The sequence below is a fragment of the Enterococcus sp. AZ170 genome, assembly GCF_050545135.1.
GTDB lineage: Bacteria > Bacillota > Bacilli > Lactobacillales > Enterococcaceae > Enterococcus_L > Enterococcus_L ureilyticus.
Genome location: NZ_CP172947.1, coordinates 625622 through 649910 on the forward strand (window position 1 = coordinate 625622; position 24289 = coordinate 649910).

General features: G+C 36.0%; 20 protein-coding genes. 14 read left to right on the forward strand and 6 right to left on the reverse strand.

What is annotated here, in order from left to right; genetic code table 11:
- Position 1: 1 nt before the first annotated feature.
- Entirely contained in the window at positions 2-1195 is a 1194-nt protein-coding gene (locus IGJ55_RS03055) for a betaine/proline/choline family ABC transporter ATP-binding protein (protein WP_204638613.1), read from the reverse strand.
- 312 nt (positions 1196-1507) lie between these two features.
- Here IGJ55_RS03055 and IGJ55_RS03060 point away from each other — a divergent pair, with 312 nt between their 5' ends.
- The 6 genes from IGJ55_RS03060 to IGJ55_RS03085 all read left to right on the forward strand — a co-directional run bounded on the left by IGJ55_RS03060 (position 1508) and on the right by IGJ55_RS03085 (position 7503).
- Entirely contained in the window at positions 1508-3496 is a 1989-nt protein-coding gene (locus IGJ55_RS03060) for a glycosyltransferase family 2 protein (RefSeq protein WP_429950182.1), read from the forward strand.
- A gap of 17 nt (positions 3497-3513) precedes the next feature.
- Positions 3514-4206, forward strand: a complete 693-nt coding sequence (locus IGJ55_RS03065) for a hypothetical protein (protein ID WP_429950183.1) — start codon at positions 3514-3516, stop codon at positions 4204-4206.
- Between the two features lie 38 nt (positions 4207-4244).
- On the forward strand, positions 4245-4787 hold the full coding sequence (locus IGJ55_RS03070) for a hypothetical protein (protein ID WP_429950185.1): 543 nt from the start codon (positions 4245-4247) through the stop codon (positions 4785-4787).
- A 147-nt stretch (positions 4788-4934) separates the two neighbouring features.
- Positions 4935-5252, forward strand: a complete 318-nt coding sequence (locus tag IGJ55_RS03075; RefSeq protein WP_069638938.1) for a PadR family transcriptional regulator — start codon at positions 4935-4937, stop codon at positions 5250-5252.
- An 8-nt stretch (positions 5253-5260) separates the two neighbouring features.
- On the forward strand, positions 5261-6808 hold the full coding sequence (locus IGJ55_RS03080) for a DUF4097 family beta strand repeat-containing protein (RefSeq protein ID WP_430608114.1): 1548 nt from the start codon (positions 5261-5263) through the stop codon (positions 6806-6808).
- A 182-nt stretch (positions 6809-6990) separates the two neighbouring features.
- Positions 6991-7503, forward strand: coding sequence for a hypothetical protein (locus IGJ55_RS03085; RefSeq protein WP_430607282.1), 513 nt, complete (start codon positions 6991-6993; stop codon positions 7501-7503).
- Positions 7504-7615: 112 nt separating this feature from the next.
- Here the strand turns inward: IGJ55_RS03085 and IGJ55_RS03090 are convergent, their stop codons facing one another.
- Positions 7616-7816, reverse strand: coding sequence for a hypothetical protein (locus tag IGJ55_RS03090; protein WP_069638941.1), 201 nt, complete (start codon positions 7814-7816; stop codon positions 7616-7618).
- Between the two features lie 425 nt (positions 7817-8241).
- Entirely contained in the window at positions 8242-9132 is an 891-nt protein-coding gene (locus tag IGJ55_RS03095; protein ID WP_429950188.1) for a VOC family protein, read from the reverse strand.
- 162 nt (positions 9133-9294) lie between these two features.
- Here IGJ55_RS03095 and queA point away from each other — a divergent pair, with 162 nt between their 5' ends.
- Positions 9295-10326 carry a tRNA preQ1(34) S-adenosylmethionine ribosyltransferase-isomerase QueA gene (queA, locus tag IGJ55_RS03100; RefSeq protein WP_069638943.1) on the forward strand — a complete coding sequence of 344 codons (1032 nt, stop codon included), beginning with the start codon at positions 9295-9297 and terminating at the stop codon, positions 10324-10326.
- A gap of 142 nt (positions 10327-10468) precedes the next feature.
- On the opposite strand, the gene spx is transcribed toward queA, so the two are convergent.
- On the reverse strand, positions 10469-10867 hold the full coding sequence (gene spx / locus IGJ55_RS03105) for a transcriptional regulator Spx (RefSeq protein WP_069638944.1): 399 nt from the start codon (positions 10865-10867) through the stop codon (positions 10469-10471).
- Between the two features lie 391 nt (positions 10868-11258).
- Here spx and lanM point away from each other — a divergent pair, with 391 nt between their 5' ends.
- Together lanM and IGJ55_RS03115 are read left to right on the forward strand one after the other, a co-directional pair.
- Positions 11259-14159, forward strand: a complete 2901-nt coding sequence (lanM, locus tag IGJ55_RS03110) for a type 2 lanthipeptide synthetase LanM (RefSeq protein ID WP_430607283.1) — start codon at positions 11259-11261, stop codon at positions 14157-14159.
- Positions 14160-14240: 81 nt separating this feature from the next.
- Positions 14241-14408, forward strand: coding sequence for a hypothetical protein (locus IGJ55_RS03115; RefSeq protein ID WP_167351659.1), 168 nt, complete (start codon positions 14241-14243; stop codon positions 14406-14408).
- Between the two features lie 51 nt (positions 14409-14459).
- Here the strand turns inward: IGJ55_RS03115 and IGJ55_RS03120 are convergent, their stop codons facing one another.
- A complete protein-coding gene (locus IGJ55_RS03120; protein ID WP_069638946.1) occupies positions 14460-14792 on the reverse strand; it encodes a hypothetical protein in 333 nt (110 codons plus the stop codon).
- A 19-nt stretch (positions 14793-14811) separates the two neighbouring features.
- Positions 14812-15066, reverse strand: a complete 255-nt coding sequence (locus IGJ55_RS03125) for a helix-turn-helix transcriptional regulator (RefSeq protein ID WP_010762625.1) — start codon at positions 15064-15066, stop codon at positions 14812-14814.
- A gap of 695 nt (positions 15067-15761) precedes the next feature.
- Here IGJ55_RS03125 and IGJ55_RS03130 point away from each other — a divergent pair.
- The 5 genes from IGJ55_RS03130 (at position 15762) to IGJ55_RS03150 (ending at position 24209) form a co-directional block, all read left to right on the forward strand.
- Entirely contained in the window at positions 15762-18398 is a 2637-nt protein-coding gene (locus tag IGJ55_RS03130; RefSeq protein WP_069638947.1) for a calcium-translocating P-type ATPase, PMCA-type, read from the forward strand.
- Positions 18399-18969: 571 nt separating this feature from the next.
- Positions 18970-20916 carry a KUP/HAK/KT family potassium transporter gene (locus IGJ55_RS03135; protein ID WP_167351660.1) on the forward strand — a complete coding sequence of 649 codons (1947 nt, stop codon included), beginning with the start codon at positions 18970-18972 and terminating at the stop codon, positions 20914-20916.
- Positions 20917-21043: 127 nt separating this feature from the next.
- Positions 21044-22342, forward strand: coding sequence for a hemolysin family protein (locus tag IGJ55_RS03140; protein WP_069638949.1), 1299 nt, complete (start codon positions 21044-21046; stop codon positions 22340-22342).
- Positions 22343-22527: 185 nt separating this feature from the next.
- Positions 22528-23445, forward strand: coding sequence for an L-lactate dehydrogenase (locus tag IGJ55_RS03145; RefSeq protein ID WP_430607284.1), 918 nt, complete (start codon positions 22528-22530; stop codon positions 23443-23445).
- Positions 23446-23483: 38 nt separating this feature from the next.
- Positions 23484-24209: an epoxyqueuosine reductase QueH gene (locus tag IGJ55_RS03150; RefSeq protein ID WP_207120233.1), complete on the forward strand. Its 726-nt coding sequence runs from the start codon at positions 23484-23486 to the stop codon at positions 24207-24209.
- Positions 24210-24289 lie beyond the last annotated feature (80 nt).

Consider the following 24289-nt stretch of genomic DNA (forward strand, 5'->3'; position numbering starts at 1 on the left):
TTTACACCTCCGTTTGAGGCTGTTTGACATCAGTTGGTTCTGTTTCTCTTGAAGCAGTCGTCACATTTTCTGTGTCTTCTTCACCCCAGATAACATCGTAAACGATATCTACTAGTGAGGCTCTAGTTAAAATGCCAACTACTTTTTGTTTATCATCTACCACTGGAACATATTTTAAACCACGTTTTAAGATTCGTTGTAAGGTATCGCGTAATAGTGACGATTTTTTTACAAAGAATACTTTTGGATTCATGATATCACTAACGCTAGTCGCAATATTTCTACGGCGGTCAAGGGTTTCAACATCGATAAAGCCTTTTAACACGCCTGCGCCATCCACCACTAAGAGTGTATCAACACGTTTTTCTCTCATGAGTTTGATTGCTTCTGACAATGATTTTTCTGGTGTGATCGTGATCGCGTTATTCAGCATCACTTCACCAACAGTGGTAATATCTGGTTTGGCTTGAATCAAGCGGTCTTCGCCAATCAACTCTTCAACAAATTCGTTGACTGGATGGCGTAAAATATTATCAGGTGTATCAAACTGAATAACTTTTCCTTCACTCATGATGGCGATTCTATTTGCTAATTTTAACGCTTCATCCATGTCATGAGTAACAAAAACAATAGTTTTTCCTAAACGTTCTTGTAAGTCTTTCACTAAATCTTGTAGAGAATCTCTTGTGATCGGATCTAAAGCACCAAAAGGTTCATCCATTAAAATGATATCCTGGTTGGCTGCAAGAGCTCTTACAACACCGATTCTTTGTTGTTGCCCACCAGAGAGTTCATTTGGATAACGATCAAGCATTTCTCTAGGTAGTTCAACTAGATCGATCATTTTTTCTGCAATTTTATTCCGTTCTTCTAAGTCGACTTTTAATAACTTAGGTACAAGTACGATGTTTTCTCGGATCGTCATGTGTGGCATTAAACCGATATTTTGAATAACATAGCCGATTTTTCGACGTAACTCCACTGGATTGATCGTTTGGATATCTTCTCCATTGATCATGATTTTTCCTTTTGATGGATCGGTCATCCGATTGATCATCCGCATAGAAGTTGTTTTTCCGCTACCACTAGTTCCGATAAAGCAGATAAATTCACCTTTATCAAAAGACAAATTGATGTCATCTACAGCGATTTTTCCACCTTTGTAAATTTTTGAAACATGTTGAAATTCGATCAACTTTCTCACCCCAAATTCTTTTTTCTTGGTCTTGTTTCTTAACTAGTTTCAGTGTTTCCTGACAAATGTATCTACTACTAGTATGCTACAAAACAACGATTTGGACAAATCAGATGTTTTTTTCGCCATTTTAGGATTAAAAAATAACAAATGTAGGTAGAAAATGAGGATTTTTAACGATAATTATGCGGGAAAGTGTAATAAGATTTTCAAATCCAGCTATTATTCTATTGACAATAGCTGGAAACCTTAGTATATTGATGACTAACTACTACTGTTTTATGAATAATAGGGAGTGAAAAGGAGAAGGTAATGGAGAAGGTTGGATTAGGATACATGGTATTTAGTTTGAGTTATTTATTCTTGTTTTATTTTGTATCTAAGAAAAATGAACACTATAGAAAATTTGTTTTATCAGGATTTGTTATTATTCAATTTATTTATTTAGTTTGGCGTTTGTTTTATACGATCCCAAATGGAAGTATAGTTGAGATAATTGCTGGGAGTTTATTATATTTGGCTGAATTTATGGGATTTATTCAAGCCTTTACGTTAGTCATCTTATTTTGGAAACCTTATAAGCGAGCTGAAAAATCATTAGCTGAATTAAAAGAATTGCCAACAGTTGATATTTTGATCGCTACATATAACGAAAACATTGAAATTTTAGAAAGAACGGTGGTTGGGTGTCTATCGATCGATTATCCTAAAGAATTATTGAAAATTTATTTTTGCGATGATGGGGACCGAGCAATGGTGAAAAAATTAGCAGAAAAACATTGTGTTGAATTTATCGCTCGTCCGACTCACGAACATGCAAAAGCGGGGAATTTGAATTATGCGCTGACAAAAACAAGTGGGGAAATCATCGTGACTCAAGATGCTGATATGGTGCCTAAACGCGAGTTTTTACAGCGGACATTAGGACATTTTTCAAAAGAGCTAGTTGGTTTTATTCAAACGCCGCAGACTTTTTTTAATTCAGATATTTTTCAGCATAATTTATATTTAGATGGTGAAATCAATAATGAACAAGACTTTTTTATGCGTAGTTTAGAAGAAGGGAAAGATCGATTCAATGCGGTACTTTATGTAGGCAGCAATGCTTTATTTAGAAGAGCTGCGCTAGATTCTATCGGAGGTTTTACAACAGGTGTCATCACAGAAGATATGGCTACAGGATTGCTGCTACAAAACAATGGATGGGAGGGTGTATTTGTTAATGAAGCCCTTGCCTCAGGACTATCCCCAGAAACGTTAGCCGATTATGTGAAACAACGAGATCGTTGGGGACGTGGCAATGTACAAGTTATCAAAAAATATAGATTGAATACATTGAAAAACCTATCATTTATGCAAAAGTGGTTTTATCTTGATGGCGTGATGTTTTGGTATGCAGGGCTCTATAAATTGATTTTTTTACTTTCCCCCTTTCTTTATTTAGTTTTTAACATTTCTAGCCTAAAAACCACATTAGCTCAGCTGGTGATTTTTTGGCTGCCAGCTTTTTTATCTGGAAGTTTGATGTATAAATCTGTTGCTAGAAAGAAATACAATTCCTTCATAAGCAATATTTACGAGCTAGTGACAGCTCCTCAAGTTTCTTGGGCCGTTTGGAAAGAAACGTTATTTAGCCCTAAAAAGAATAAGAAATTTCACGTAACAGTCAAGGGGATTCAAGGGGAAAAAGGATATTTTGATTGGCGTAATTGTAAAGTACAGATTTTATTATTAGGTGCAAACTATTTTGCCTTGATTTATTATATCCTGCACTTGGATTTCAACCACTTACAATGGTGGGATGTTCTTTCCATCAATATTTACTGGCTGTTTTACAATATTTTTAGTTTGAGCGTCGCAGTTAGTGTAGCATATGAGCGGCCACGCATGCCGATGAATATTCCTGTCGATTACGAAGGGGAAATAGTCAAGGGCAATCAAGTGATCCCAGTTCGAATCAATTATTTAGGTGAAAAAAGTGTAACGATCAGTGTTGATCAAAATGAGCCGTTTTTAAGCGCCTTACTCAATCAAGACGAAGGCTACCTCTCTTTCCAAAAAATCAAACATGTCAAAATGATACGCTCGAGTATTATTAATGTAGCGGGAAATGTTGAAATGACCTTCAAGATTCAAAAATTTTCACGTAAAAATCATTATCGTTGGCTAGGCTTGATTTATTCTGATCCGACTTATGGAGTAGGGGATGTTCAGTCAATCAGAGTTAAGTTTTATACCATTTTCAAGTATATAGTCAAAAATAGAAGAGATGTACAAAAAAATCAACAGTTATTGTCATAAAGGAGCCAAGTAGACGAATGAAAAAAAAGAGAATAATTAGTATGCTAATTTTGATCGTTGTTGTTTTTACTGGATGCACTAGTAAGACTGCTGATCCAAAAGATGTCGCTACAACATTTATTAATAATGTGATTTATAGGAAAGATAAAGATGATGCTGAAAAATATTTTTATAAATTAGATGCACCAAGTCAAACAGATATGGTCGAGGATTTTTCTGAGCTATTCGATCTATCAAAAGAACAAGCCAAAGAATTGGTGAGCATTTACCAAGAGCAATTGGACAAAGAAACAAGCTTTTCAGTAAATATAAAAGAGAGCAAGTCAGAAAAAAAAGAAGCGCAAGTAACGGTCACAGGCTTGGATCAGACAAACTTTGATCAGACGATTGACCAAAAAACAGACGAAGAATTGGTGCAATGGTTAAAAAATAAAGGCTATGATCAGCTTGAAAAATTAGATGATATTGACCAAATTTCCGATGAAAAGCAATTAAACGGGATTTTAAAAGAACTAGATACATTAAAAGACGAAGACCTTAATCAAATCCAATTCGAAGCACTTAAAAAAACGTTTAAGGAATTAAAAGCCGCAAAAGAACCGAAAACGATTCGATTGGAATTAGAGCCAGATAAGAAAGAAAAAAAATATTGGCTCATATTAGAGGAAGAGAAACGATTTAGCGAATTACTAGATGCTTTCCAAGGATAACTATAGTATAGAAATATGTTGATTAAGGAGAACTTAGAATGAAAAAAATGATAGTATTTTGCATAGCTCTTTTAATGATCGGTATCGGGATGACCCAGACAATAAATACCGCAGATGCTGCTTTTTCTAAAGATGAAGTCGTCAGAGAGCGCTTTGCTTTAAAACGAGAACAATTAGCAGAAGTGGTTTCAAAAAAAATCGCACATGTTGAAAATTCGATCAAGAAAAAGCTCAAAGAACAAGAAGCCAACAAAATCAAAAAACAAAAAGAAGAGGAGGATAAAAAAGCTGCAGCTAAAAAAGCAGAAGAAGAACAAGCGGCCAATCAAGCCGCAGCCCAAGAGGCTGCACAAGCAGAAGAAGCGGCAAAACAAGCGGTGATCCAAGAAGAACAACAAGCACCTCAAGCGCAAGGAAATGGAGAAACAGCTGATGCTGTGTCAGGCGCCTCTGCAAATGGGCAAGAGAGAGGGCAAAGAAATAGAGAGTGGGGCAATCAACTGAGCGATCCTAATTTGACACCGGCAGAACGTCAAGGTATCATTCAAGAGAAAAAGAATTACAACCGCAATAACCACTGACAAAGAACGAAACAACGCCTTGTACCAAAGCTCAAAGCCCTTTGGTCTAAAGTGGATTTTAGTCATGTTTGCTCTTTTGTTATTTCAGTGGACATTATCGAACAGCGGGTAATTTGTCAATCAAAACTGTGATAAGGGGATTGAGCGATGAGGGCTTCCAGCCAATTTAAAAAAGGTGCTTTAGAAATGTGTGTACTTCATTTTATTCAAAAAGAAGATCGATACGGATACGAATTAACACAACGAGTAAATCAATTTATACCAATCACTGAAGGGGCGCTTTACCCAGTTTTGCGTCGATTAGTCAAAGAATCATACTGTGTCATTTATACCAAAGAATCGCCTGATGGTCCTTCTAGAAAATATTATCAAATGACAGATAAAGGAAATGAGTATTTAGAACTTTTAGAACATGATTGGGATGAGTTCGTTGAGCAAGTCACTAAACTGAGGGGGGCCGATTAGTGAAAACAATGAAAGAATATTTAAATCAGCTACAAGCAGCTTTTGCTGAAGAAGATATAGAAGAGTTTAACGAATTAAAAGAAGATCTATTGGAACAGTTAGCGATTTGTTTAGAAGAAGGTCAGACTGAAGCAGAAGTTGTTGCAGGCCTTGCCCCACCCGAAGAGATTGCAGCGGATTACTACGCAGATTTAAGTTTAGATGCTGCAATCAATGCTAAAACGTCAGTTGTTCCAAGAGAAGAAATTCAAGATGTTTTCATTCAAACGCAGAAAAAAAGAATACAGAAATTTATGGAAACAGTCTTTAAAGTATTGAAACCATTATTTCTTCTGTTACTTTTAGCCTTGTTGGCTTTTTTCTTGACGTACACAATCAAAGAGTTGATAGAAGAGCAGAATCTTGCGGGGATTCCAACGATTTTCTGTTTACTGTTGATAGCAATCATTTTGCAAGTAATAAAAGGCTGGCAAAGTGAAAAACGATCATGGATCAATGGTTTGTCGATTGGCTTTTTAGCCTTTGGAATGGGCTTGCTGTTATTTTGTTCAATGACGAACCGATTGATGTATATAGGGAGACAATACTATAAAGAAATCAGTTTAACATCAAGCAATCATGCTGCGTTTAGTTTTGATTCAGATGCGGATGTCGAAATTACAACAGTAGAAGTATCTAGTACAGAAAAACCTAGTTTGATGGTCAAAGGTCGCTTTAAAGAAAGCGATATCAAAAAAATTGAAACGGGTTCATATGATAATAAAGTAAATTTGACTTTAGATGAAGAAAGTATCTTTGATACCTTTACCCGCACTGGACGATCAGAAGTGATTTTCTTTATTCCAAAAGGCACAATCTTGGATGATTTTCATTTGGGATTAAGCCGTGGAGATCTGCGCCTGTTAGATATTCAAACAAAGAATTTTGACTTAGATTTACTCTCTGGAGATGTTTACGCTAAAAATATTATTGCAGATGATGGCAATGTCAGTAGCGAGTACGGTGATGTGATCATAGAAGAATCCGCAATGAATTTAAAGGTTAAAAGTGTGTCTGGTAAAACAGTCATTACGGGTATGCTGGGTGATCTAACAATCGACGGCGATAAAGGACTCTCCATCTTGAAATTTTTACGCTCAGATAATGTTGTGTTGAATAATCATTCAGGTAGAATGATCCTAGAAGATTCGGAAACAAAAAAACTGACAGCAACTGCAACAGATGGTCAAGTTATCGTTAAACGAACAAAAGGGGATCTTTTGATGTCTAATGAAAGCGGAAAAATCGTTTCAGAGGAAAATCAAGGCACATTAGATTTAAAAAATGGCTCCGGCCAAACGATTGCTGTCCAAGAAAGTAAAGTAAATGCGCAGGTCTCTAGTCAATCCGGATTTATCAAATGGCTGCAAGATCCTAGCCAGTCAGTCAAGATTACAGCAAGTACAGGGACTGGCGAATTGAGAAATGATTTTTCAGATGTAGCAAACAACGGAAAATATAAAGTTGATGTGAAATCGAAAACAGGAGATGTTAAAATCTTAGAAAAAGTTGAATAAACGTAACAATTTTAGTCGCTTAACGTTATGAAAAATGGGTGCCACAATTAGTGAATTAAGGAGAGCTAGACAAAACGCAATACGTTTTGTTTTGCTCTCCTTAAATCTGAACAAGTGGTTAAGAAACAACGGAGAATTTGTTCTAACGTACTTCCTAGGAAAAAAGTTTTTAAGGAGAAAAGATGTTTAATAAAAGGAAAATAAGAAAATGGTTTAAACAAGGACAGCTAGCTTTGAAAGAAAATGATCACCAACAAGCAGTCTATTTTTTTAAGCTAACTATTGAAACAAGTATTAAAAATGGTGGGATTCAATTAAATGAGTGTTTTAATGCATTTGTTTTACTTGGAGATATCTATAGTGAACAGATGTGCTTTGGAGAAGCGGATCAACTTTATCGAATGGCTGCTGGGCTAGATTTTTCAGCAAAGTATGTTTTGTTAAAACAGGAACTCTTCCATGATGAAACAAATTATGAAACGAATAGCAAAAAATGGTTGGAAAAAAATATGATTGATTTTACTGATATTATTCAAACAAAAGATAGAAAGAATTGGCATTTTCTTATTGAAGAAGGAAAAATCAGTTTACAAAAATTATTGCCCCCCAATAAAATAGAAGATCAAATGCAGGTAGAAACGGATCAAGATTTTGTTTGGTCTTACGAAGAGTGCGTAGATATACCGAATATGTAAACGAAAAAAAGCCGAGAATAAAAATGGTTTATTCATTTTATTTTCGGCTTTTTTTAATTAGTTCTGGTTCAAACATTTTATGTAAGCGAGCAAAAAGTGAAGAAAATTAGCTTTATTTTAATAATAAAACAAGATAAATAAAAAAATTTTTGACACTTTGTTGACTATGAAATTGTTTTTCTTTAAAATGAGTAATAGGATAGAAACGAATATAATAAAAAGGCACTTCAAAAATCAGTTGGCGCTGATTCATGAAGCCCTGAAAAGTCAGAGAACGCTGACCAATCAAGTTGCCCTTGTCAATGCGTAACATCGACATATTCCATTTTACTCAATTTTCGAAGAAATATCTAGAACTTTCTTTATGGATTTTGAGATGGATCATGTGATGCCTATTTGTTGAACATGCAATGGTGTTGGTAGAGTTTACCAGCACCATTTTTTTATTTTGTTTCTATCCAGAAAAAGTAAAGCGTTGTGTTGTGGGCTTGTGACACAGATTGAAGCCGACAATCGGTCACGAGCTAACAATGTGGGCTTTACGAAATGAAAAGGATCAAAGACGTACAAGTGCTGGTAGAATCGTTGAAGTGGTAATGTTCTGTGCAGCAAAATGTAGTTTTTGATACTTTAAAGGATACAAGCAGGAGGAAAGAAATAATAAGAATGGTCTATTCTAGCTAAACCAGTCTATTATTATCTTACACACCTGCTTGTATTTTTGAGTATAAAAAAGCTCTATTGTTCTTTATAAATAGTTGTTTCGATTTCTAATCGTTTTTCTTCTAAAAAAGGCGGCAAAGCAAGGTGTTCTCCCAATGAATTTAAGGGCTCATCGATCGTAAAACCAGGACTTAGAGTAGCAAACTCAACACGCATACCACCAGGTTCTTTGATGTAGAGGCTTTTAAAATAGCCGCGGTGTACTGATTTTTCAATATTCCAGCCTTGGTTTTGCGCTTTGTTATGAAGTTTATCTAGCGCTTGTTCATCATTGACTGAAAAAGCAATATGATCCATACTTCCTCGTCCCATCCGTGTTTTCTCAGTTGTTTCTGTTGGTAAGAGCTGAATAAAATCTGTTTCATTTAGCTGGATACGTCCTTGATTATTTTTCCATCCTAACAATCGATAGAAAAAGTCTGCTGTTTTGTCAAGTTCAGCACTATGAAATTCAGTAGAAGAGAGACCAAGAATTTGCTTATCTCCTGGAATAGCATTTTTAACCTGCAAATTCTGTTCTAATGGACCTTGTTCCACTTCAATCAAGCGTAAATCTACGTGATCCTCATCTGTAAAATGGAGTAGGTTATCTTCTTTAACGAATTTGATTTGTGCATCAGCTAAACGTTGGGCCCAAAAATCTAGGCTGCCTTTAGGGATTTTTAAACCAATCGTGCTTAAAAAAGAATCGTTATCATAACGTCGTCCAAGTGCAGGAACTATAAAAAACGTAATAACTGATCCAGGCGTTCCAGCATAATCACCATAATAATAGTGAAGCATTTTATGATTCTCTTGGTTGACTGTTTTCTTTACAAAACGTAAACCAAGAATAGTTGTGTAAAAAAAATGATTTCTCTCAGCAAATCTAGTTAATAGTGAAACGTGATGGATAGGTGCAAACATAGCGGTTCCTCCTTTTTTTAAAAAACTTACTTTTAGTAAGTGTAACGTTTGAAAAAGACAGTTTCAAGTAATTTGTCTTTTTGAGAAATGCTTTCTTCATAGCCAGATACTATAAAAAATGGTAGAATGACCAAGACAAATCAAGGAGAAAGAGTGACAACTATGTTAAGTACAGAAGATTTTGATTTTGATTTACCTGAAGAACTGATTGCGCAAACCCCTTTAAAAGATCGAACGAGTTCACGTCTTTTAGTCTTAAATCATGAGACAAAAGAAATTGAAGATAAACATTTTCATGACATCATTGATGAATTAAAGGCTGGAGATGCACTAGTCATGAATGATACAAGAGTACTTCCAGCTCGATTGTACGGTGAAAAACCAGAAACGGGTGGTCATTTAGAAGTCCTTCTTTTGACTAACACTGTAGGGGATACGTGGGAAACATTGATCAAACCAGCCAAACGAGCAAAAGTTGGGACCAAAATCAGTTTTGGTGATGGTCGTTTAACAGCAACTGTCGTTGAAGAATTAGAACATGGCGGTCGGATCGTCACGTTTAATTATGAAGGAATTTTCTTAGAAATCTTGGAGTCACTGGGAGAAATGCCCTTGCCTCCGTATATCAAAGAACGGTTAGAAGATCCTGAACGATATCAAACGGTGTATGCTAAAGAAAATGGCTCTGCAGCAGCTCCTACAGCGGGTTTACACTTTACGCAGGAATTACTTGCTAAAATCCAATCAAAAGGCGTGAAGCTCGTTTATTTGACCTTACACGTGGGATTAGGCACATTCCGCCCTGTAAGTGTGGAAAATATTGCAGAACATGAAATGCATAGTGAATTTTATCGTCTAACTGAAGCAGCAGCAGAACAACTGAATGAAGTTCGTAAAATGGGCGGTAGAATTGTTGCGGTTGGGACAACATCGATTCGAACATTAGAAACAATTGGAACAAAATTTGACGGACAAATCAAAGCTGATAGTGGTTGGACAGATATTTTTATCACACCCGGCTATGAATTTAAAATTGTTCAAGCCTTTTCGACTAACTTTCATTTACCGAAGTCGACCTTAGTGATGCTTGTTAGTGCTTTTGCCGGCAAAGATCTGACCCTTACGGCTTACCAGCATGCAATCGATGAACGCTATCGCTTCTTTAGCTTTGGCGATGCGATGTTCGTAAAATAATCTAAGCTAAAAAACTCATTCTCTTTTAACTGAACACCAGTGAAGAATAAATACGCTGCAAACGTGCAAAGGTATTTATTCCACATGTTCTAGCTAGAAACAGAATGAGTTTTTTTGATTTTTTACTTCGAGGTAGTAACAGTCATAAGCCGCTTAAAAGTAAAGTTTGTGATAATTCTCTTTTGCGAACAGCTCTAGGTAAGAAACAGCGAATTTCATCTTCATTAAAGCCGATTTGTAATCTTTTTTCATCGATCATGATTGGACGACGTAATAGTCCAGGATTATCTTTTACCAACTCTAGTAATACATGTAAAGGAAGCTCATTAATATCTGTATCTAGTTTTTGGAAGACCTTGGATCGGATGGAGATAATATCTTCCGTGCCTTCTTCGGTAAGGATCAATATATTTTTTAGTTCGTCTAATGTAATAGGAGTAGTGCCAAAATTCTTTTCCTCAAATGGAATATCATGGTCAATTAGCCATCTACGTGCTTTTCTACATGACGTACAACTATTGGTGGTATATAATTTTAACATATTTTTTCATATCCTTTCAAAAATATTGGTACATACCTCTTAATAACTATAATATACGAAAAGTAAAAAATTCACAAAACAAATGCTTACAAAATAGCTGTTTATTTCTATCAAAAGGCTGAAATAACTAAAAATTCACAATCTTTTGTTATTTTTGTTGAATAATTTTCAAGGTTGATCGTAATAGAGGGAAGCAGACATGTTATGTATAGTTTTGGTAAATTAGATAAGCTTTTCACTATTTTTTGATAACGCTTTCGGTAGGCGTGGGAATTTGTTTTTAGTGAGTAGTGTTAGAAGGTTCGGACAGATAGTCACAAAATAACCATAGTATTTTGGCTATTTATTTATTATTATAAAGAAGAACAGAGAAAATAAAGGAGAGGTAATGATGATTGAGGAGTTGACATATAGTTATGCTACAACAATGTCCGAAAGAATCCAAAGTTGGAAAGCGTTGGATTTAGGAGACGATGGACAAGAATACTTAGCGCAATGGCAAGCGCGTAAAAGTTTAATGAAACTAGCTGACTATGATAAAATGCTTAAAAGCTATCACTTAGATGAACAAACGTATAGTGTTGGATTGCTCCCTTTCACTGAAAAGCGGGCACAGTCATTACTTCCGACTGTCGAAAAAAGTGACTGGTTTCAATTACATAGACAGCTATTTAAGTCTGAGATTACGATAAAAGAAATGAGTTTATCCGCAGCATTACGTTTTCATCTACATTATTATGAAGAACATATTAGATATCTGAGAGATAAATTTTCTTTGATTCAGTTATCAGAAAGAGTAATCAAAGAACTCATTGATCAATTGTCAAAAGAACTTTTTTTCCTTGCACAAAAAACATTGGTTTGGGATATTCATCAAATGATTGAAGAATATCAATTACAAGCGGCAACAAAAGAGGAAGAATTTACTAAATATATCGAAGAATTCCTTGGTGATAAACAAAGAACCTATCTTTTTTATGGTGAATATCCAACTCTTGCTAGAATTCTTGCAGTTAGATTGACCTTTGCTTGTGAAATGATTGAAGAATTCTTTGCTTCGCTAAATGATTCAACAGAACAATTGGCGGAAACCTTTGCTATTTCGACTCCGCTAATACTTACTCAAATAAAGCTAGGGCAAGGAGATAGTCATGATCGTGGGAAATCAGTAATCCAGTTTCAAGTGCAGGAGCAGTCGCTGATTTTCAAATTTAAAAATTTGAAAATAGGCGAAGGGTTCAATGATCTACTAAAGTATCTAGAAGACTTAGATAAAACGTTATCGTTCTATAAAATCAAACGAATTATCGCATCAAACTTTACGATTGAAGAAAAAATTGCTTATCAAGAATGTCAAAATGAAAGGGATGTGGTGGACTTTTATCAAAGGTACGGACAACTGTTAGCTGTTGTCTATTGGTTAGGCGCAACTGACTTACATATGGAAAATTTGATTGCCAGCGGATCGTATCCTGTCTTGATCGATGTAGAAACACTAATTCGTCCTGAAATGTTTAAACAAACACAAAAAGTATCACGACAAACTAGAATAGAAAAACACTCTGTGATCGTTTCAGGATTATTGCCGCAAAAAAAACAATGGAAACGTGTACTAGAAATGGATGCATTATCTGGGACAAAGCAAAAATTACCTGAAAAAGTTAGAAGACTGCGAAATACTCGTTCCAGTGATATCGCATTTCAACTAGAAGAAGGATATATGGATGGGGCTCAAAATATTCCTTGTTTAGCAGGAAAAGAAGTTGATTATAAACATTATCGTGATGTGATCCAAACCGCGTTTCAAGCAACCAATCGCCTATTATTAAAAAATAAGGCAGCCTTTATTGCAAAAGTCAAAGCGTTATTTGCAAATCAGACGATTCGATTGATTTACAGAGATACACAAAATTATGGAGATTTATTGAATTTTACATTGCATACTGAGAGTATGTCAAACTATATTGAACGAGAAAAGATTATTGAGAATTTATGGGCGAGTAAAATCATTCCGGAAGCTTTGATTCCTTTTGAAGTTCAAGCGATGTTGGATCATGATGTTCCTTTATTTACGGCCAATACCTCTTTAACGAATGTCTATACTAACAATCAAGAGTTGCCTAAATTATTAAGAAAGACACCGCTACAAGACACTATTGAACACATGGAACAGATAACAGAGAAAACAAGTAATTTTTCCTATCTATTACTAAAGGAAAGCTTAGGGACTTTAGAATATCAGGAACAACCAATAACAATATCCAAGAGAAATCACTCAATCAAACAGCCATTCCTACAAAAAGCCGCAGATATTGGGGATACGATCATTGACCAACTGGTATTAGATCAAACAAATGGTGAAATTGACTGGATGTCGGTTTTGCCTGAATCTGATAAAGAGATAGGGATTGTATACCCTAGTACGAATCTTTACGAAGGAAGCGCAGGAATCTATCTATTTTTCATCTACCTGAATCATTTTGCTCCAAAGAGTAGCTACCAAAAAGTAATCGAATTATTGGAAAAAGAGATTTTTCAAACATCGGTGGATAAAAATAGCTATGAGAGTGCTTTTTTTGACGAAGGAATGCGTTTAACAGTAGCTTTTTATGTGACAAAGTTACTTGATGATTCAAAACATCGGACCTATCTGGAAAAGAGTTTAAAAGCTTTAAAAATAGAGGACATACAAACAGAAAAACAATCAAATGAATGGCTGTATGGCAAAGCTAGCTTACTAGCTATTTTAGCAGCAGTTTATCAGGAGTTTCAAAGTGAAGAGGCCTATGAGCGGCTTTGGGACTACACACAAGTATTAAGCTGTCATGAAATGGCAGATAACAGCTTTGCTCATGGATATGCAGGTGTTTGTTATGGCCTAGTTAAAGCACATCACATCCTTCAAGAAACGTGGGTTGAAGAAAAACTTGGCTGGTACCAGGAACGATTTGAAGCAATGCTTGAAAGTGACGAAATCCAAAATGATTCTTGGTGTCGAGGGAGCGTAGGAATTAATGAGGTTTGCCAAGAGTTGGGCCTAGATTTTCCAGATAAAATGTCCAGAAGTGTAGAAAATAAAGAGCGGTTAGATGATTGCTTGTGTCATGGAAACTATGGAAGTGCAGACAATCGTTTGGATGATATTCAGTTATTATTAGGAGATGTTATTACACTAAAGTCTGATCCTGCGAACGTTCCTGTGAGCCTTTTTTGTGGTATAGCAGGGGTGGGATACCAACTATTGAGAGCTTACGATCCAGTAAATGTTCTCTCCTTGTTATTTATTAAGTGACACAAACTGAAAAAAGAACTTTACTTATCGGCGAGAACGCTTTATAATTTAGTTATTAACGCAAGGGGGAGAAATTATATCATGAGAAAATTATCAATTGAAAAAATGGAAGCAGCAAAAGATTTGAAGAAAGTAGATGAAGTTGTAGGAGCTTCATTTGAAAGAAGTAAAAATGCCGAGGATACTGATCGTTCAGAAACGATTGTTGCGAATACTGTTAATGGTTGGACACGTCTTATTTGTTTCTAGTAGGAATGATAAAATAAAAAAAGAATGGGATAAGTTTTTATCCCATTCTTTTTAATTTAATTTTCTTAAAATTAGTATACTAATTACGTTAGATCCAGAGATAATTACTAACATAAAATTTAATAACCAAGAATATGCGTTCACACTGCTAGAAGCAACATCATAGAAAAAGTTACCTAAAATGAAAATTGTGATCATAGTAACGATAAATGAAATAAAACTTGCCGTTGAAATGATTTTCTTTCCTCGTTCATCTTTTCCTTCTTTGCTAAAGAAAAAGTAGACTGAGTAAATAATAAATATCAATGAAAGTCCAATAATTAAAAAGCTAGACCAATGATTTACAGGCAAGTCATCAAAAAAAGATTTAAGTGATTCAGTCATAATTTATCCTTTCCTTCCGTTAGTCGGTTTCTTCGTTCGTTTGCTCGTCTTCTGTTAATTTCTTGAACGTGAAGATCTGTTCAATAGGCACTTCGAAAACGTCTGCTATGTCGTGAGCCAGTAAAAGGGAAGGATTGTACCTATTTCTTTCTAACTGAATAATTGTTTGTCTAGATACTCCCACCTTGTCAGCAAGTTCCTGTTGGGTCATGCGTTTCATGGCTCTGTAGACGTGAATGGAACTCTCAAAAGATGAGTTCTTCTTTTTTGGCAATGCAAATCCCTCCAATGGTCTAATTTATGTAGTAAATAAAAAGCGCATAGTCAATATACCATATCTTACTTTCACTTACAAATATCTTGCAAAGAAAAAAGCCAAGCTTCTCGATTAGCTTGGCTTTTGTTTCTGGAAGGAATCAGCGTATTGAATCATAAATGTTTTACTTTTCGTTATACATGTAAAGTAATTAGTCGAATTTCTTGTTCATAAACCAAATGTTGTTTTCATTACATTTTCTACATTTCTTTTTTTAAATTTTTTTAATCAAACTATCTTTATATGTGTTTTTTTATTGTATTTGGCTTGTTTCTACAAATTTTTGCACATATTCACTATTTGTAAAGATGTCTTTATGATTTTTATACTTTACATATATTTTTGTTGAAAGGTGAATGGTGTTCTGTTAACAATTTTGTGTTTAATTTTGTCATGCTTCGAGAAATTCTTCAATACAACTGATGGTACCTCCTTCCTTCTATAAACAGAATAGCATAATTAGTAAGCGTTTTCAAATAAAACGACTTTTGATTACAGAATAAAATTTTATTGGACGAATGATCTACTTTTAAAAAAAGTAAGCTAAAAAAATGAAAATTTAGCCATATTTATTGAAGTTTGAAAAAAAAACATGGTATAGTGAGTATAGATACTATATTAATAGAAGGAAAAAATAAGAATGGGGGGATAGGATGGAAGCATACAAACAACCTATCGAAACAATTATCAAAGAAGTGAATACGAATAAAGAGCAAGGATTAACGGAACAAGAAGTCAAGAGACGGCTTGCTGAGCATGGTGCCAATAAGTTCCATGAAGCCAAGAAAGAGTCGATAGTAAAGAAATTTCTTCATAGTTTATCTGATTTTACAACAATCATTTTATTGGTTGCGGCAGCTATCTCATTTTACACAGCCATTGCAACAGACCATGGGGATTATTTTGAAGGAATCTTGATTATCGCCATTGTGATCATCAATGCAGTATTAGCAATCGTTCAAGAGGGCAATGCTGAAAAATCGTTGGCCGCACTGCAGGATATGAACAAACAAAGTAGCTCTGTTTTACGTGACGGCAAAGTAGAAACGATCGATGCAGAGGATGTAGTCGTGGGTGACATACTTGTATTAGAATCAGGCTCCATGATTACAGCAGATGCTCGTTTGATCCAGGCATCACAACTTAGAGTAGAAGAATCAGCACTTACTGGAGAAAGTGAACCTATTGAGAAAGATTCGGAATACATAGGGAAACAAGATGCACCGATCGGTGATCAAATAAATATGGTCTTTAAAGGCTGTACTGTGGCAAATGGTCGTGGGCGAGCAATCGTTACGTCTACAGGAATGCAAACAGAGATGGGAAAAATCGCAGGCTTATTGAACGACGATGTGACCCAACAAACACCTTTGCAAAAACGTTTAAATCAATTAGGGAAGCGTATCAGTTTTATTGCTTTAGGAGCTGCGGCATTGGTATTTATCATAGGTGAACTACAAGGGGAACCTGTATTGGAAATGTTTATGACAGCTGTGTCCTTAGCAGTTGCAGCAGTGCCTGAAACACTGATGGTGATCGTAACATTAACACTTGCATATGGTGTGCAGAAAATGGCGAAAAAACATGCCATTATTCGTCGTTTGCCAGCGGTTGAAACATTAGGTACAGCAAATGTGATCTGTTCTGATAAGACGGGTACGCTGACGCAAAATAAAATGCGTGTAAGACGCGTTTGGTCACGCGGCGATGAAGTGACCGATACAGAAGATGCAATGACCGATGAAGCAATGGAAGTCTTGAAAATGGCCTCTTTGTGTACTGATGTGATCGTAGATAAAGATGGAGACGATTTAGTCATTCAGGGAAATCCTACTGAGGCAGCGATTGTCCGTGCTGTTGAGGAAAACTATCATACAAAGGCTGAATTGGAAGAAAAATATCCAAGAATCGGTGAAATTCCTTTTGACTCAGAACGTAAGATGATGACGACAGTTCATAAGATGGGGAAAAAATACATTTCTGTAACAAAAGGAGCCTTCGATGTCTTATTGACTCGCTTTCGTTTTGGAGATGTTGAACAGGCGGCTGTGGTCAATGACCGTTTTGGAAAACGTGCATTACGCGTAATAGCAGTTGGTTATGCAATCTATGATGAGGAACCCACGGAGATCACTTCAGAGGCTTTAGAGAAGAATCTACGTCTATTAGGATTGATTGGTATGATCGATCCGCCAAGACCAGAGAGTAAAGGTGCTATTGCCAGAGCCAAAAAAGCTGGGATCAAAACAGTGATGATCACAGGAGATCATGTGGTGACGGCTGGAGCAATTGCAAAAGAATTAGGCATTTTAACGGATAAAAGTGAAGCACTTACTGGCTCAGAACTGCAAAAAATGTCCGATGAAGAATTAGACTCTCGCGTGAAATCACTTTCTGTTTATGCTAGAGTAACGCCAGAAGATAAGATTCGCATCGTAAAATCTTGGCAGCGGACAGGTGCTGTTGTTGCAATGACAGGTGATGGTGTCAATGATGCACCAGCCTTAAAAGCGAGTGATGTCGGGTGTGCTATGGGAATCACAGGAACAGATGTAGCTCAAGGCGCAGCAGATATGATTTTGACGGATGATAATTTTGCTACGATTGTAGATGCTGTTGCTCAAGGGCGAGCAGTTTATCGTAATATTCGTAAGGCGGTAAACTTTTTATTAAGTTGTAATATTTCGGAGATTTTTATTGTACTGATTGCGATGTTACTTGGCTGGGGAGCACCATTCACAGCTGTTCAATTATTATTTGTAAATGTCGTAGCAGATGGTCTTCCAGGCTTTGCTTTAGGGAAAGAACCTGTTGAAAAAGGGATCATGGATGAAGCACCGATTCCTAGAAATGAAGGGATTTTTGCACGTGGTTTGTGGCAAAAAATCGGAATCAATGCCTTTGTCTTTACAGTTATCACACTGTTTGGTTTTTATTTAGGAGCAAATGTTGATTCTGTTTCCTACTTCTTTGAAGCAAGTCATGAAATCGGACAAACAGTTGCCTTCTTGATTTTAGCTTATTCATCGATCTTACATGTTTTTAATGTAAGAAGTACAGAATCGATTTTTAGAGTCAAGTTATCAACAAACAAATCACTTTTCGAAATGGCCGTGTTAGCAGTGATTATCACAACGGTTATCGCATTGTTACCATTTACACAGGATTTGTTTGGGTTAGTTCCAATTGGGATCAACCATTGGTTGTTAGTAATGGGCTTATCGATCATTCCGATTTTTGTGAATGAAATGATTAAATTCCACTACTCAACTGAAGACGACGAAGAATAAATTAATTATTGAAGGAACACTTGAAGGTTGATTTTCTTAATGAAAATCAGCATTTCAAGTGTTCTTTTTAGTTAAGTTAACTCAATTGAAAGAAGTCTTTGAAAATACTATTGAATTTATTTACATAAAAGACTTGCTAAAATAGTAAAGGAGTATTATAGTTGTTATCGAAATCAGTTATTTTGATTTTTTTCTACTATTTTTCAATTAAATCATAAATCGTAACCGATATTTTTGTTTGGACATCCAAATAAAAATCTTAGGGGAGTAGCAGCATAGTCTATCTATGTTTTTAGATCAACAGCAAGTGTGAAAACACTGGTCTAAGAATGAAATTGCGAGACCTAAGTGTAAGGGCCAAGTGTCGTTTCACTTAGGTCTCTTGTTATATTCAAAAGTGACAGTAGCATCTCATTTTTTTATAAAAAAGTGTGGTATCCTATTGAACTTTCGCATTATCTAGCTTTGCAGGCAAGCCTGCTCAGCGTTTAAATTGGAGGAGAATCTTGTGGTAGAGAAGTCTAAAGTTTCGCATCATCAGAAATTGACCGCTGCTGGTCTGTTAGTAGCAATGGGTGTCGTTTATGGAGATATCGGAACAAGTCCGCTGTATGTAATGAAAGCGATCGTAGGTGACAATGGAGGTCTTCAAAATGTTTCCGAAAATTTCATTATTGGTGCGGTATCATTGATTTTTTGGACATTAACGATTTTAACAACGATTAAATATGTTGTGATTGCGTTGAATGCGGATAACCATGGTGAAGGAGGAATATTTTCTTTATATACACTAGTACGTAAAAAAGGAAAATATCTGATCATTCCAGCTATGATCGGAGGAGCCGCACTGCTTGCAGATGGGGTCTTAACGCCTGCTGTAACAGTGACCACAGCAATCGAAGGTTTGCGGGGAATACCAGTGTTCTTTGATCGCTTTGGTAGTGATCAAAACATTATCGTGATGATTACTTTAGTGATTATTCTTATCTTATTTTCTGTCCAACGTTTTGGGACAGACGCAGTTGGTAAAGCGTTTGGACCGATCATGCTTGCTTGGTTTACATTCTTAGGTGTGATGGGACTAATCAATTTTGGACAAGACTGGACGGTGCTTCGTGCATTGAATCCTTATTATGCGATTCAACTGTTGCTTAGTCCTGAAAACAAATTAGGGATCTTCGTTTTGGGCAATGTTTTTCTAGCTACAACTGGGGCCGAAGCACTGTATTCTGATTTAGGTCACGTTGGAAAACATAATATTCGAGCTAGTTGGCCATATATCAAAGTTTGTTTGATTCTTAATTATTTAGGTCAAGCTGCTTGGATCTTAAGTGCCAAAAATGATCCATCTATTTTAGCGATTGAAAATTTAAATCCATTTTTCCAAATGATGCCAAATAGCATCATGCTTATCGGCGTTGTGTTTGCGACAGTTGCCGCTGTAATTGCTTCGCAGGCGTTGATTTCCGGTTCATTTACATTAGTGTCTGAGGCAATCAAATTAAAATTATTGCCAAGATTGAAAATTATTTATCCAGGTGCCAATATCGGTCAAATGTATATTCCAGCAGTCAACATGATGTTGTGGATCGTTTGTTCACTGATCGTTATCACCTTTAGAACCTCTACCCACATGGAGGCTGCTTATGGTCTGTCCATCACTGTAACGATGTTGATGACCACGATTTTATTAATGTTTTATTTACTTCAAAAAGGAGCGCCACGTTGGGTTGCTTATCTTGTTACATTGTTCTTTGGTAGCATCGAGTCGATCTTTTTTGTCTCAAGTATTGCGAAATTCTTCCACGGGGGTTATGTTGCTGTAGGGATCGCTTTATTGATTTTAGCTGTGATGACGATTTGGGAATGGGGCAATATCATCAAAGAGAAAACCTCTGATACCGTTCCACTGAAGCAGTATGTCGAACAATTGCGGATGCTAAAAGAGGACACGTCCGTTCCAAAATCGCAAACCAATGTTGTGTTTATGACTCCAGATACGATTGGTGACGAAATTGGACGCCAGATCATTTATTCAATCTTAGATAAACAGCCGAAACGAGCGAATGTATATTGGTTTGTTAATGTTGAAGTAACAGATGAACCTTTTACGAAAGAGTATTCTGTTGATATGATGGACACAGATTTTATTGTTCAAGTCCAACTATATCTTGGTTTCCATGTAGCGCAAGAAGTGAATGTCTATATCCGTCAAATCGTTTATGATTTAATGAAGGAAGGTCGCTTGCCAAAACAACCACAAAAATATTCATTGACACCAGGTCGTGAAGTTGGTGATTTCCAATTTATTATTATTCGAGAAGAATTATCAAAAGTAACAGAATTGAAGAAGTGGGATCGTCAAATCATGCAACTGAAATTAGCCATCAAAAAAAGAACAACTTCTCCAGAAAACTGGTTTGGTCTAGAATATAGTGAAGTAAAATACGAATCCGTTCCGTTGATTATTGGAGATGCGCGGAAAACGCGATTAAGGGAAAGAAAAGTGTTATTATAAAAAATTAAAATCTCTAAGACTGCCGCCGAAGGTCTTAGAGTTTTTTGTTTCTCCTCAATAGCTCCTATTCGCGCTAATTAAAGAGGACAAGTATAATAAGAGAGAAGAAGAAAAACGAGGTGTAAATATGCTTGCAATAAATTTTTTCATACTATTTTTAATGATTGCGATCACAGCATTTTTTGTAGCAAGTGAATTTGCTTTGGTCAAAATCCGAATGTCCAGGTTGGAACAATTAAAAAAAGAGAACGTCAAGAACGCCGAACTAGCAATTCATGTAACACATCACTTGGATGCTTATTTATCGGCTAGTCAATTAGGGATCACATTGACAGGGTTGATTATTGGGTGGGTCGGTGAAGGATCAGTCGCGGCATTGTTGCATCCACTTATTGGCAACTTGCCGATCAGTACAGCCCTTAGCCGAACAATATCAGTTATTTTAGGGTTTGCTATCGTGACGTATGTCGATGTCGTTGTAGGTGAATTATTACCAAAAAGCTACAGTATTGCACAAACAGAGAAAGTCGTCTTAGGAATTGTTAAACCATTGCATTATTTTTATAAAGTGATGTATCCCTTTATCTGGTTATTGAATCATTCGGCAGCTAGATTGGGGAAACTGTTAGGGATCCGTTTGGTCTCAGAAGGTGAAGAAACATTGACTCAGGAAGAATTGTTATATGTAGCAGTTGATTCCTATAAAAAAGGTGAACTAACCAAAGAAGAATATCATTATATGGAAAATGTTTTTGAATTTGATGATACTTTAGCGAAAGAAATCCAAGTCGACCGAACATCGATGGAAGTGTTTGAAGCAGATGAAACGGTCGAACAAGCAATCCAACATTCACTAGAACGTGGGCATACGCGCTATCCAGTGATCGAAGAATCCAAAGATAATGTTCTTGGTTATGTAACGTTACCAGCCCTGATCAAGGAGTCGTTTACCGATAATCAAAGAAAAGTCAGTGAATTAGTTGAAGAACCGATTGTTGCTTTGGCGACAACGCCAATTAAGAGTCTTTTAACGATGATGCGTAAAGAAGGAAAGCATATCGCCATTTTAAAAGATGAATATGGTGGAACGACAGGGATGGTAACGATCGAGGACATTTTAGAAGAACTAGTTGGCGATATCAGAGATGAAACGGATTTAGAAAATGCCTTGGTCGCTAAAAAATCTGATAATAGCTATATTGTTTCTGGAAAAATCACACTTGATGATTTTGAGCGTTACTTTAAAGTGAAGCTCCCAACGTTCGAAGCGTCTGACATGTCTACATTAGCTGGCTTTATCGTAGAGAAAAAAAACAATCAAATTATAGTTGGCGATCAAATTGTGATTGATGATTTTACTTTTGAAGTACTAGATTATGAACATGCTCATATTGATTATTTTAAAGTAACAAGAGCCGTAAAATAAAGCGAATAAAAAAGTAAGCAGAACTACTTCTAGATTTTGCTTACTTTTTTATGTTATTGAAAGCAAGGTGAAAAGAACTATTTTTAGTGAGAATGCTAGAATAAACTAGTTAAACAAATTCTTGAAAAGAAGGTTGACCAAAGGTTTCGATTCAGCTAGGATTAATTGTAAAAGGAAGTGTTTGAATGCGTAAGGTAGGAATCATTGGTTTAGGACATGTTGGGGCAACTCTTGCTTATACCTTAGTAATGGAAAGTTTGGTTGACGAACTAGTTTTGATCGATAAAAATGAACAGTTGGCGGTTTCTGAGCAATATGATTTGGAAGATGCACAAGTTTTTTTAACAGGTAAAACAAAAATCCTCATTCAAGACTATCAAGCGTTAAAAGATGCAGCAATTATCGTTTTCTGTGCGGGACAAATCAGTGCACTTGGTGAGGAGGGTGATCGGTTTAAGGAACTTGAGATTACTAGTAAAATCGTGGAAGAAACGGCACCTAAAATCAAGCAGTCTGGTTTTACTGGCATTATTTTAACGATTACTAATCCATGTGATGTGATTGCGGCGTATATGCAAAAACTGACAGGATTTGAAACATCTAAAGTTTTTGGGACAGGGACAATGTTGGATACAGCTCGCATGAAACAAGCAGTAAGTCGAAATTTAGCAATTGATGGACGCAATATTGGCGGATATGTTTATGGCGAACATGGGGATTCCCAATTTATTGCTTGGTCGACCGTAACGGTTGGAGATCAACCACTTTTGTCTTGGAATACTGAACTTGATTTAGAAAGCTTGGATGAAGATGTTAGAGCAGGAGGATGGAAGGCCTTTTTTGGCAAAGGTTATACAAGCTATGGTATCGCAACTTGTGCTGCTCGTCTGATTCGGATGATTTTGAACGATTCAAAATCAATCGTGCCTGTTTCAGCCTATAGTCATAAACTAGATGCCTATTATGGGCAGCCTGTTGTGATCGGGAAAAATGGTGTAGAATCGTTTGTTGACTGTTCGCTATCAGAAAAAGAATCTGGTTTATTAACACACTCTATTCAAATTATTAAAAATGGACTGGATAAACTGCCATTTAAACAGTAAAATAAAAGAGAAGGCTTATTAAGTATGGAGGCTATTCATTGATAAATTTAACAGAAATAACGGAGAAAATGTCTCCCAATCAAAAAATAAATTATGATCGCGTTTTACAAAAAGTTATCTTAGAATGGGAAAAGTCTGCTCTACGACCGACAATATTACTTCACAGCTGTTGTGCTCCTTGTAGCACATACTCTCTTGAATACCTGACGCAATATGCAGATGTTACGATTTTCTTTGCGAATTCCAATATTCATCCAAGAGCAGAATATCAACGTCGAGAAATTGTTCAACAAACTTTTGTAAAGGACTTTAATAAACAAACTGGCAGTAAAGTCAAATTTTTAGCTGCTCCTTATGAGCCAAATAAATTTATCCAAATGGTGCAGGAAAAAGAACTGACTGAAGAGCCTGAGGGTGGAAAACGTTGTTCAGCCTGTTTTCAAATGCGTTTAGATATTGTAGCGGAGAAAGCACAAGAATTAGGCTATGATTATTTTGGTAGTGCACTGACGTTATCACCAAAGAAAAATAGTCAATTGATCAACGAAATCGGAATCGATATTCAAAAATTTTATGCCACTAATTATTTACCTAGTGATTTCAAGAAAAACAATGGCTATAAACGTTCGATTGAATTATGTAAAGAGTATGATGTTTATCGTCAATGTTATTGTGGTTGCATGTTTGCTGCAACGAAGCAAGGCCTGGATTTGAAAGCTGTTAATAAAGAAGCAAAAGACTTTTTGGCGCAACAAGAAAAATAGTTTAAATAGTTGAATTTGAAGAAACAGAGCTATGACTCTATGAGTCATAGCTCTGTTTCTTCTATAAAATATAGTTATAA